General features: G+C 73.5%; 10 protein-coding genes and 2 pseudogenes. All 12 read right to left on the bottom strand.

Features of this window, described 5'->3' with window-relative positions:
* Window positions 1-276, bottom strand: a 276-nt coding sequence (locus A6Q79_RS05150; RefSeq protein ID WP_317696860.1) for a DivIVA domain-containing protein, incomplete at its 3' end; no start/stop codon positions are given.
* Between the two features lie 111 nt (window positions 277-387).
* A complete protein-coding gene (locus tag A6Q79_RS05145; RefSeq protein ID WP_067858255.1) occupies window positions 388-690 on the bottom strand; it encodes a YggT family protein in 303 nt (100 codons plus the stop codon).
* Window positions 690-1,184: a cell division protein SepF gene (locus A6Q79_RS05140; protein ID WP_067858258.1), complete on the bottom strand. Its 495-nt coding sequence runs from the start codon at window positions 1,182-1,184 to the stop codon at window positions 690-692. Before A6Q79_RS05140 ends, A6Q79_RS05145 begins: the two co-directional genes overlap by 1 nt.
* A gap of 72 nt (window positions 1,185-1,256) precedes the next feature.
* Entirely contained in the window at window positions 1,257-1,970 is a 714-nt protein-coding gene (locus A6Q79_RS05135) for a YggS family pyridoxal phosphate-dependent enzyme (RefSeq protein WP_289016774.1), read from the bottom strand.
* Window positions 1,967-2,683, bottom strand: a complete 717-nt coding sequence (locus A6Q79_RS05130; RefSeq protein ID WP_289016773.1) for a polyphenol oxidase family protein — start codon at window positions 2,681-2,683, stop codon at window positions 1,967-1,969. Before A6Q79_RS05130 ends, A6Q79_RS05135 begins: the two co-directional genes overlap by 4 nt.
* A gap of 35 nt (window positions 2,684-2,718) precedes the next feature.
* Complete coding sequence (ftsZ, locus tag A6Q79_RS05125; RefSeq protein WP_067858267.1) at window positions 2,719-3,894, bottom strand: cell division protein FtsZ; 1,176 nt, start codon at window positions 3,892-3,894, stop codon at window positions 2,719-2,721.
* A 218-nt stretch (window positions 3,895-4,112) separates the two neighbouring features.
* Window positions 4,113-4,838 carry a cell division protein FtsQ/DivIB gene (locus A6Q79_RS05120; protein WP_286689903.1) on the bottom strand — a complete coding sequence of 242 codons (726 nt, stop codon included), beginning with the start codon at window positions 4,836-4,838 and terminating at the stop codon, window positions 4,113-4,115.
* Window positions 4,835-6,250 (bottom strand): UDP-N-acetylmuramate--L-alanine ligase, encoded by a 1,416-nt coding sequence (gene murC, locus A6Q79_RS05115; RefSeq protein WP_286689902.1) that lies wholly within the window; start codon window positions 6,248-6,250, stop codon window positions 4,835-4,837. Before murC ends, A6Q79_RS05120 begins: the two co-directional genes overlap by 4 nt.
* Complete coding sequence (gene murG / locus A6Q79_RS05110) at window positions 6,247-7,332, bottom strand: undecaprenyldiphospho-muramoylpentapeptide beta-N-acetylglucosaminyltransferase (RefSeq protein WP_286689901.1); 1,086 nt, start codon at window positions 7,330-7,332, stop codon at window positions 6,247-6,249. The genes murC and murG overlap by 4 nt, the downstream gene beginning before the upstream one ends.
* Window positions 7,333-7,334: 2 nt before the next feature.
* A pseudogene (gene ftsW, locus A6Q79_RS05105) lies at window positions 7,335-8,462 on the bottom strand (putative lipid II flippase FtsW); the annotation flags it as partial.
* Window positions 8,463-8,568: 106 nt separating this feature from the next.
* Window positions 8,569-9,932: pseudogene (murD, locus tag A6Q79_RS05100) on the bottom strand (Mur ligase family protein).
* Window positions 9,929-10,993: a phospho-N-acetylmuramoyl-pentapeptide-transferase gene (gene mraY, locus A6Q79_RS05095; protein ID WP_317696846.1), complete on the bottom strand. Its 1,065-nt coding sequence runs from the start codon at window positions 10,991-10,993 to the stop codon at window positions 9,929-9,931. Before mraY ends, murD begins: the two are co-directional and overlap by 4 nt.
* Between the last annotated feature and the right edge of the window lie 179 nt (window positions 10,994-11,172).

The following is an 11,172-nucleotide window of genomic DNA, read 5'->3' as shown; positions in this document are numbered from 1 at the left end:
CTCGACGACCGGCTCGGGCTCCGGCTCCGGCTCGGGCTCCGGCTCGGGGGTCGGGGCCGGCGCGGGCTCCGCCTTGACGGCAGGGATCAGACCGGTGGGCTCGCCGGTCGAGGCCGCGGCGACCTTGGCGCGCAGCTCCTCGTTCTCGACGGTGAGTCGCTCCAGCTCGGCCTCGACCTCGTCGAGGAACTGGTCCACCTCGCCCATGTCGTAACCCTCGCGGAGACGTACCGGAGTGAAGCGCTTGTTGCGCACGTCCTCTGGCGTCAGGGGCATGAGTTCACCTCGTGTCGTGGTTTCGTCTCGAAGACTGTGGTTCTGACCCACCGTACTCGGTCACCGTTCACTGCTGCCACACGCGTCCCGTCCGCGGACGCCGCGCGGTGTTCACCGACCGACGAGCGTGTTGTTCACGATCGCCTGGAGGATGTAGATCCCGATCAGGAGCACCATCGGCGACAGGTCGAGCATGGCCGAGCCGAGGCGGACCGGGGGGATCACCCGACGCACGGCGCGCAGCGGCGGGTCGGTGACGGTGTAGATGCCCTCGCACAGCACGGCGACGAACCCGGTGGGTCGCCAGGACCGCGCGAGGAGCTGGACCCAGTCCAGGATGAGCCGTGCGATGAGCACGAGGATGCAGACGAGCAGGACGAAGCTGAGGACCTGCCCGATGGTGGAGAGCGCCATCAGCCGTTGTTGTAGAAACCGCCCGCGGCGATGCGCTGCTTGTCCTCGTCGGTCACCTCGATGTTCTCCGGCGAGAGCAGGAAGACCTTCGACGTGACCCGGTTGATCGTGCCGCGCACCGCGAACACGAGACCGGCAGCGAAGTCGACGAGGCGCTTGGCGTCGTCGTCGTCGATCTCGGAGAGGTTCATGATGACCGGCACGCCGGAGCGGTAGTGCTCGCCGACCGTGCGCGCGTCGTTGTAGGTGCGCGGGGTGACCGTCTCGATGCGGGCCAGCATCGACGGCGCCGGCTCGACGGCGCGGGGCGTGCGACGGTGGTCGTCGATCGACGCGACCTGCGCCCGACGCTCGGGGGCGCGCACCGCGGGGGTCCGCTCCTCCTCGCGACGGACGGCCGGCACCGGACCGGTGGGCTCGTCGTCGTACTCGTCGAAGTCAGCCTGCTCGACGAGGCCCAGGTACTCGCCTACTTTTCGCATTGCGCCAGCCATGATGTCTCCGTCGGGTGCGGGTGAGCGGGGGCTCGGAGGAAGAAGTGGTGTCGGTGAACGACACTGGTGAGATTACCGGAGCGGAGGCCGCTCGCCGAGCACCGCGCGCCCGATCCGCAGGTGTGTCGCGCCGGCGGCGACCGCGTCCTCGAAGTCGCCGCTCATCCCGGCCGAGACGATGCGCGCGTCGGGGTGCTGCGCGCGCACCTGCTCGGACAGCTCGCGCAGTCGCTCGAACACGGGCCGGGGGGCGACGCCGAGCGGGGCGACCGTCATGAGGCCGCCGAGGTGCACGCGGGGCAGCTCGGCGACGAGGTCGGCGAGCGCTGCCACGTCGTCGGGTGCGGCGCCGGAGCGACCGGGGTCCTGGAGGTCGAAGTCGACCTGCACGAGCAGCACGAGGTCGCGGTCGGCGGCCTCGGCCCCGCGTGAGAGGGACCGGGCGAGCTTCGCGCGGTCGACGCTCTGGACGACGTCGGCGTAGCGCGCCACGGCGCCCGCCTTGTTGGTCTGCAGCCCGCCGACGAAGTGCAGACGCGGTGCGGCGACGCCGTCGGCCAGCAGCGACGGCAGCTCGGCCGCCTTGTCGCCGGCCTCCGGGTGACGGTTCTCCCCCACGTCGGTGACGCCGAGCCCGGCGAGCGTGGCGACGTCGGACGCGGGGTAGGTCTTGGTGACGACGATGGTGGTGACGTCCTGGGGAGCGCGACCGGCGGCCGCGCAGGCCTGGGCGACGCGCGCCCGCACCTCGGCGAGGTTGGCGGCCAGCTCCTCGGGCCGGGTCATGGCCTGCCCTCCGCGGCCAGCACGACGACGCCGCCCATGCGGCCCGCGCGCTCGCCCTGGCGACGGTGCGACCAGAACCGGTCGTCCTCGATGGTGCAGGCTCCGGCGCCGACGTCGTGCACGGTGACGCCGAGCGCCTCCAGCTGCGCGACCACACCGGCGCCCACGTCGACCGCCGGGGTGCCCCAGGACGTCGTCGACCGGGTGCCCGGGACGGCGGCGTCGACCGCGTCGGCGAGGTCGGCCGGCAGCTCGTAGCAGCGACCGCACGCGCGGGGTCCGACCCAGGCGTGCAGCGGTGCGGTCGGCCCGTCGGCCACGACACGCTCGACCGCGCGGGGCACGACCCCGCGCACCAGCCCCTCCCGGCCGGCGTGCACCGCGGCGGCGACGGCTCCGTCCTCGCTGGCGAGCAGCACGGGCGTGCAGTCGGCGACCCTCACCACGAGCGCGACCCCGGGCGTCCGGGTGACGAGGGCGTCGGCGGTGGGGGTCGGCGTGCCACGGCCGACGAGCACCGCGTCGGGTCCGTGGACCTGGTGCATCGACACGACGTCGAGCGCGCCGTCGGACCCTGCGTCGAGTCCTCCGGCCACCGACCGCGCGGCCCGACGTCGTGCCTGCACCGCCTCGGCCGCGTCGGTGCGGCCGAGGTCGGTGCCGGCGTCGGTGAAGCCGACCTGCGCCCAGCCGAGGTCCTGGTGGAAGAACACGTCGTCGACGGTAGCGCGGGCGGGCGACGCCGCGCTCAGCGCAGGAAGTCGGGGATGTCGAGGTCGTCGCCGTAGGGCACCTCGCGCGGCTCGCGCGTGGGGACCGAGCGCGGGTCGCCCGACGGCAGCGGGTCGGCCTGCGTCGACGAGGAGTACTTCTGTCCCGTGTAGGTCTCGGCGGTCGGCGGCGGCGTGCTCGGCGTGGCAGGCTCCTGTGCCGCCTGTTCCTTGAGCAGCGCCGGCTGCGAGGCGTCGCGCGCCTTCGGCTCGCCGCCGTCGAAGCCTGCCGCGATGACCGTCACGCGCACCTCGTCGCCGAGGGCGTCGTCGATGACGGCACCGAAGATGATGTTGGCCTCGGGGTGGACGGCGTCGGCGACCAGGCCTGCGGCCTCGTTGATCTCGAACAGACCGAGGTCGGAGCCACCCGCGATCGAGAGCAGGACGCCGCGCGCCCCCTCGATGGAGGCCTCGAGGAGCGGGCTGGAGACGGCCATCTCGGCGGCCACCGCGGCCCGCTGCTCGCCGCGGGCTGAGCCGATGCCCATGAGGGCGGAGCCGGCGTCGGACATGACCGACTTGACGTCGGCGAAGTCGAGGTTGATCAGACCGGGGGTCGTGATGAGGTCGGTGATGCCCGAGACGCCCTGGTGCAGCACCTGGTCGGCCTGGCGGAAGGAGTCGAGCAGGCTGACGTTGGGGTCGCTGATCGACAGCAGCCGGTCGTTCGGGATGACGATGAGGGTGTCGACCTCCTCGCGCAGCGCCTGGATGCCGGCGTCGGCCTGGCCCGAGCGGTTGCGACCCTCGAACGTGAACGGACGGGTGACGACGCCGATGGTCAGCGCGCCGAGCGAGCGGGCGATCCGTGCGACGACGGGCGCGCCGCCGGTGCCGGTGCCGCCGCCCTCGCCGGCGGTGACGAAGACCATGTCGGCGCCCTTGATGGCCTGCTCGATCTCCTCGGCGTGGTCCTCGGCGGCACGCTTGCCGATCTCGGGGTTCGCCCCGGCGCCGAGACCGCGCGTGGAGTCGCGACCGACGTCGAGCTTGACGTCGGCGTCGCTCATGAGCAGCGCCTGCGCGTCGGTGTTGATGGCGATGAACTCGACACCCTTGAGGCCGACCTCGATCATCCTGTTCACGGCATTGACGCCGCCGCCGCCGATGCCGACGACCTTGATCACGGCGAGGTAGTTCTGGACCGCCATGTGCGATGCCTTTCAGGAGGAGGGCTGGAGGGGGTCTCCCTCAAGTCTGAACGTGAACGTCAGGGTTATAGTTATGTCAACCTGCTGTCCGAGGATCACGCTACGCGGCGCGCGGACGCCCTCACGGACGACACGCCGCGCGTCGCGCACGCTCTGCCTCACGTCCGTCGCGCGCGCCTCTCCGAACCCGCTCGAGCCGACCCGGAGGGCCGTCGGCGCTACTGGCGCGTGGTGGGCTGCTCGGGCGCGCTGACGTCGTAGCCGCGCGCCCGGATGCGCAGCAGGGCCCGCAGGACCTTGAGCTTCTGCTCCGGCTTGGCCGCGCTCCCCCACGTGACCGTGCGGTCGCGTGAGAGCCGCAGCGTCACGGCGTCGCGGCTCGGCGCCTCGACCGCACGGACGGCCTTCAGCAGGTCGGGGTCGTCCTTCTCCAGCCGGGCCACGACCGCGGCCGCGGCGACGACCGCCAGCTGGCGCTGCCGCGGGTCGGTGGCCGAGGTGCTGACCTCGACGAGGCCCCGGGGCGGCTGGCGCAGGGTCCGGTAGTCGATGCCGAAGCGGTCGAGCGCGCGCACGTCGCCGTCGACCCTGGTCCAGGCGACGGCGGTGCGTTCGGTGACCTCGACCCGGACGGTGCGGGGCCAGCTGCGTCGGACCTCGACGCGCTCGACGGCGGGCAGTCCCGCCACGCGGGCCTCGACGGCGGCGGTGTCGAGCCTCGCCAGGGGCGTGCCGAGCCGGACGTCCGCGACCGAGCGCACCTGCTTGACCCCGAGGGTCCTGGTGCCCTCGACCTCGACGTCGCGGACGCCGAGGACGTGGGAGAACCAGACGAGCCAGACGAGCACGCCGACGAGGACGACGGCGCCGAGACCGCCGGCCCAGCGGAGCAGCCGCTTCCGGCGGTCGCGTCGACGCCGCTCGTGGAAGCGCTGCTCGGTCATGCCCCGCCCGTCCCGCGGGCGCGCAGCGCGTCGAGCAGACGCGGACCGACGACGGTCACGTCGCCGGCCCCAAGCGTGAGGACGAGGTCGCCGGGCCGCACCTGCGGCAGCAGGACGTCGTGCAGGTCGACCACGGGCCCACCGGCGGACGCGGGCGGACCGTCGACGGCGTCGACGACGAGCGCCGACGTGACGGCGGGGTCGGGGTCCTCGCGGGCCAGGTACAGGTCGGCGACCAGGACGAGGTCGGCCGCCGACAGGGCCCGGCCCATCTCGACGCCGTAGAGACGCGTGCGGCTCACCAGGTGCGGCTGGTAGGCCACGACGAGCCGCCCCTCCCCCGCGATCGAGCGGGCCGCCGCGAGGTCGGCGCGGATCTCCGTCGGGTGGTGGGCGTAGGAGTCGTAGACGACCACGCCGTCGACCTCGCCGAGCCGCTCCATCCGGCGGCGGGCGCCGCCGTAGGCGGCCAGGCCCTCCACGAGAGCCTCGGCCGGGTGGCCGAGGCGCAGGCCGACCGCGAGCGCGAGGAGCGCGTCCTGGGCGTAGTGGGCGCCGGGCACGGCCAGCCGTACCGGCAGGCCGGAGAGGCCGAGCCCGTCGACGGTGAAGGTCGTCGCCCCGGCGGCCACCTGCACGTCGCGGGCCCGCAGGTCGTGGCCCTCGCCCAGGCCCGTGGTGACGACGTCGAGCCCGCGCGCGGTGCCCGCGGCGGCGAGCCTGGCGGCACCCGGGTCGTCGGCACCGAGCACGAGCACCTCGCCGACGGTCGCGACGAACTGCTCGAAGGCGGCGGCGTAGGCCTCCTCCGTCCCCCAGGTGTCGAGGTGGTCGGCGTCGACGTTGGTCACGACCGCGAGGGCCGGGTCGTAGTGCAGGAACGCGCCGTCGCTCTCGTCGGCCTCCGCGACGAGCACGTCGCCGGTGCCCACGCGTGCGTTGGTGCCAAGGCTCGCGACCTCCGCGCCGATGGCGAACGACGGCTCGGCGCCGGCGGCCACGAGGGCGCAGGTGAGCATGGCGGTGGTGGTGGTCTTGCCGTGCGTGCCCGCGACAGCGACCGTGCGCCGGTCGGTCATGACCGAGCGCAGGCCCGCCGACCGTGGCCAGAGCCGCGCACCCGACGCCGTGGCGGCCACGACCTCGGGGTTGTCCTCGCGGACGGCGGTGGACACGATGACGGTGTCGGCACCCTCGACGTGCTCCGCCGCGTGCCCGACGTGGACGGTGATGCCCTCCTCGCGCAGCGCGCGCACGACGGTGCCGTCGGCGGCGTCGCTGCCGCTGACGCTCACGCCCTGCTGGGCGAGCAGCCGCGCGATCGCGGACAGGCCCGCCCCGCCGATGCCGACGAGGTGGACGCGGCCGAGGTCGTGCGGTCCGGGCACGTGGTCGGGGACGGGGACCCTCATCGACCGAGCTCCCGACCTGCGGCGGCCAGGACCATGCGCGCGAGCCGGGCGTCGGCGTCGCGCGGCACGAGGTCGGTCGCCGCGGCCGACATGAGGGCCAGCCGCTCGGTGTCCTGCACGAGCGGCACGACGACCTGGTCGACCCAGGCGGGGGTCATGGCCTCGTCGTCGATGAGCAGGCCGCCGCCAGCCTGCACCACGGGGTGTGCGTTGAGCGCCTGCTCGCCGTTGCCGATCGGCAGCGGGACGAACGCCGCCGGCAGCCCCACGGCGGCCACCTCGGTGACGGTGTTCGCGCCGGCGCGGCAGACGACGAGGTCGGCGGCCGCGTAGGCGAGGTCGATCCGGTCGATGTACTGCTCGACGACGTACGGCGGGGCGTCGGCGGGACGCTCGAGCACGACCTCCTCGGGGCGTCCGGCGGCGTGGAGCACCTGGACGCCGGCCTCGGCGAGGTCGCGCGCGGCACCGCTGACCGCCTGGTTGATGCGACGGGCGCCCTGCGAGCCGCCCGTGACGAGCAGCGTCGGTCGGTCGAGGTCGAGCCCGAAGTGCGCGCGACCCTCGGCCCGCGCGGCGGAGCGGTCGAGCCTGGAGATCTGGCGACGGATCGGCAGCCCCACGTACTGCCCGTGCCGCAGCGGCGTGTCGGGGAAGCTGGTGGCGACGTGCTCGGTGAAGCGCGCGCCGAGGCGGTTGGCGATGCCCGGCTTCGCGTTGCCCTCGTGCACGACCAGCGGGACACCGCGACGTCGCGCCACGAGGTAGGCCGGGACGGAGACGTAGCCGCCGAAGCCGACGACCACGTCGGGCTGCACGCGCTCGAAGACGTCGTGCGTGGCGCGCACCGCCGCGCGGAGCCGTCCCGGCACGCGCAGCAGCGCCGCACCGGGGCGTCGGGGCAGCGGGACCGGCGGGACGAGCTCGAGCGGGAACCCGGCCTCGGGGATGAGGGTGGTCTCCAGGCCCCGCGGGGTGCCCAGGCAGGTCACGTCGACGCCCTCGTCGCGCAGCACGGCGGCCGTCGCGAGGAGCGGGGAGGTGTGGCCGGCGGTGCCGCCGCCGGCGAGGAGAGCACGCACGGTCAACGCCTCCGGGCGGCGCTGCTGCGCGCGCGGCGCGCCTTGCCGGCGGCCAGCGCGCGGGCGGCGCCTGGTTCGGTGGTGGCGCAGCGCAGGAGGACGCCGCAGCCGACCAGGGTCACGAGGACGCTCGAGCCGCCGTAGGACAGCAGCGGGAGCGGGATGCCGATGACGGGCAGCAGCCCGAGCACCATGGCGATGTTGATGGCCGCCTGCGCGGTGATCCAGATGGTGACGCCGGCGGCCGCGTAGCGGGCGAACGGGTCGCGGCTGCGGGTGGCGATGCGGACGCCGGCGACGGCCAGCAGCACGAACAGGACCAGCACGACGAGGCTGCCGAGCAGCCCCAGCTCCTCGCCGACGACGGCGAGGATGAAGTCGGTGTGCGCCTCGGGCAGCGAGCCCCACTTCTGGCGGCTGCCGCCGAGCCCGACGCCGCCGAAGCCGCCGCGCGCGAAGCCCATCATCGCGTGGACGGCCTGGTAGCCGTCCTTGTCGGGGTCGGCCATCGGGTTGAGGAAGCTCAGCATGCGCGCGACGCGGTGCGGCGCCGTGGCCACGAAGAACACGAGCAGGACGCCCACGAACGCGACGATCGCGCCGAGGAAGCGTCCGGGCAGGCCGACGACCCACAGCATGCCGACGATGACCGCGAAGAGCACCAGGGCGGTACCGAGGTCGTTCTGGGCGACGACGAGCGCGGCGCAGAAGCCCGCGACGAGCGTCATCGGCAGCAGCACGAGCCGCGGGTTGTCGAGGTGCTTCTGGCGGCGCGCGTAGTGGTCGGCGATCCAGAGCACGAGGGTCAGCTTGAGGAACTCCGACGGCTGCAGGCGGAACCCGGCGGCGACGGGGATCCAGTTCGTGTTGCCGTTGACCTCGACGCCGACGCCCGGGATGAACGTGGCGAGCGTGAGGGCGATCGAGACCAGCAGACCGGGCAGGATCAGGCGGCGCAGCAGCGTCATCGGGATGCGCGTGACCGCGTAGGCGCCGGCCAGGCCGACGACGGCGAGCACGAGCTGGCGCTGCACGATGGCGAAGGAGTTGCCGTAGACCTGCAGCGAGAGCACCGAGCTGGCGCTGAGCACCATGATCAGGCCGAGGCCGAGGAGCAGCGCCGTGGTGCCGAGCACGAGCTGGTACGACGCGAGCGGACGGTCGAGCAGACGCTGGACGCCGGCGACGGCGCTGCCGGAGGACCGCGGCGACTTGTCGGTGGTGCTCATCGCACGCTCACGCGGTGGGGAGCCGGCGCACCGACGCGGCGAAGGCGTCGCCCCGTGCGGCGTAGTCACGGAACTGGTCCATGGACGCGCAGCCGGGCGCCAGCAGCACCGTGTCACCCGTGCGCGCGAGGGCGGCCGCTGCCGCGACGACGTCGTCCATGAGGCCATCCTCCCCGCCGACGACCTCCGTGACGGGCACATCCGGCGCGTGTCGGGCCAGCGCCTCCGCGACCACGGCGCGGTCGGTGCCGATGAGCACCACGCCGCGCAGCCGCTCCCGGGCGGCCTCGACGAGCTCCTCGAAGCGGGCGCCCTTGGCGAGCCCCCCGGCGATCCACACGGCCGACTCGACGCCGCGCAGCGAGGCGAGGGCGGCGTGGGGGTTGGTGGCCTTGGAGTCGTCGACGTAGCGGACGCCGTCGACCTCGGCGACGAGGTCGGCGCGGTGCGGCCGTGGACGGCGTCATCGCCCACACCTTCAGCTCTGCAGCCTATCAGTACATGAAGATCAATGACCGCGAGGTCGGCGAGCAGGCCGTCGACGACGCCGAGCATGCCGGGCGCAGGGACGCCCAGGGTGAACCCGATCGCGCGGGCGCCCTCCTGGACGTCGGCGTCGCGCACGAGCTGCTCGGTGCGGGGGTCCTCGACGTTGTAGACGCACGCCCGCTCGACGTTCTCGTACACCCGACCCTTGGCGTGGGCGTAGGCGTCGAGCGTGCCGTGCCAGTCGAGGTGGTCGTCGGCGATGTTCAGCACGGCCGACGCCTCCGCGGCGAGCGAGGAGCTCCAGTGCAGCTGGAAGCTGGAGAGCTCGACGGCGAGGACGTCGAGCGGCTCGGGGTCCATGACCGCCTCGAGGACGGGGCGTCCGACGTTGCCGACCGCAGCGCTGCGCAGTCCGGCGGCGCGCAGGATCGCGTCGAGCATCTGCACGGTGGTCGTCTTGCCGTTGGTGCCGGTGACGCACAGCCACGGCGGCGCGCCGGGACCGCGCAGGCGCCACGCCAGCTCGACCTCCCCCCACACGGGCACGCCACGCTCGGCGGCAGCGCGCAGTGCCGGCGACTCCGGACGCCAGCCCGGCGACGTGACGACGAGGTCGACGTCGTCGGGGAGCGTGGCCGTGGCGCCGGGCTCGAGACGCAACGTGACGCCGAGCGTCTCGAGCAGCGTGGCCTGCTCGGCGCGGGCCGAGCCGTCCTCGGGGACGCGCTCGTCGAGGACCGTGACGCTCGCCCCGAGGTGCTGCAGGGTGTCGGCCGCGGCGAAGCCGCTGACCCCGAAGCCGGTGACGACGGCGCGCACGCCGGTCCAGTCGTCGCCGACGCCGAGGGTCTCGACGTCGCGACGCGGGTGCTCCGTGCTCATCGGAAGGCGAGCCATTCCCAGTAGAAGACGCCGAGACCGGCGGCCACGCACAGCCCGCTGATGATCCAGAACCGGACGACGATGGTGATCTCGGCCCAGCCGAGCAGCTCGAAGTGGTGCTGGAGCGGGGCCATGCGGAAGATCCGCTTGCCGCCGGTGGCCTTGAAGTACGCGACCTGGAGGATCACCGAGAACGTGATGGCGACGAACAGGCCGCCGATGATCACGAGAAGCAGCTCCGTGCGGGTCATGAGCGCGAACCCGGCCATGGCGCCGCCGAGCGACAGCGACCCGGTGTCGCCCATGAAGATCTTCGCCGGCGAGGCGTTCCACCAGAGGAAGCCGAAGCAGGCCCCGGTGATCGCCGCGGCCACCACCGCCAGGTCGAGCGGGTCCCTCACCTCGTAGCAGCGGCTTACCTGCTCGGTCGCGCAGCTCTGGTTGTACTGCCACACGTTGATGACGACGAACGCGCCGAAGACCATGACGGACGCGCCGGTGGCCAGGCCGTCGAGGCCGTCGGCGAGGTTCACGCCGTTGCTGGCGCCGGCGATCATGAGCAGGACCCAGACGACCAGCAGCACGGTGGGCAGCTGCGTGCCCGGGATGTCGCGCACGAAGGAGATCGCGTGCGAGATCGGGGTGCGCCCGTTCTCGTCCTCCCAGCCGATGGCGAGCACCGCGAAGACGAGCCCGACGAGCACCTGGCCGATCATCTTGGCCTTGCTGCGCAGCCCGAGGCTGCGCTGCTTGGAGATCTTGATGTAGTCGTCGAGGAAGCCGATGAGCCCGAGCCCCGCGAAGAGGAACAGCAGCAGCAGGGCGGAGGCGCTGGGCGGGTAGCCGGTGACCAGCTTGGCGATCGCGTAGGCGAGCAGCGACGCGAGGATGATGACCGTGCCGCCCATGGTCGGCGTGCCGCGCTTGACGTGGTGCGAGGTGGGGCCGTCGTCGCGGATCAGCTGCCCGTAGCCCTTCTTGACCAGCACGTTGATGGCCACGCGCGTGCCCAGCAGGGTGCCCACGAGGGCGACGGCTGGGGCGATCAGGACGGCGAGCATGCGGGCGGTGGTCCTCTCGGGGGGTTCGGGGCGGGGCGCGAGGCTGGTCCGGGTCGGGGTGGTCCGGGTCGAGTATGCCGGTCAGGGCTCGAGCAGGCGCGTCGTGACCCGCTCGAGGCGGGCACCTCTCGATGCTTTCACGAGGACCGCGTCGCCCGGGGAGAGCCACGCCCGGAGCG

Source organism: Aeromicrobium sp. REDSEA-S32_B7 (genome assembly GCF_001626145.1).
GTDB classification, from domain to species: Bacteria; Actinomycetota; Actinomycetes; order Propionibacteriales; family Nocardioidaceae; genus Aeromicrobium; species Aeromicrobium erythreum.
This window is presented reverse-complemented; position numbering and strand designations above follow the sequence as displayed.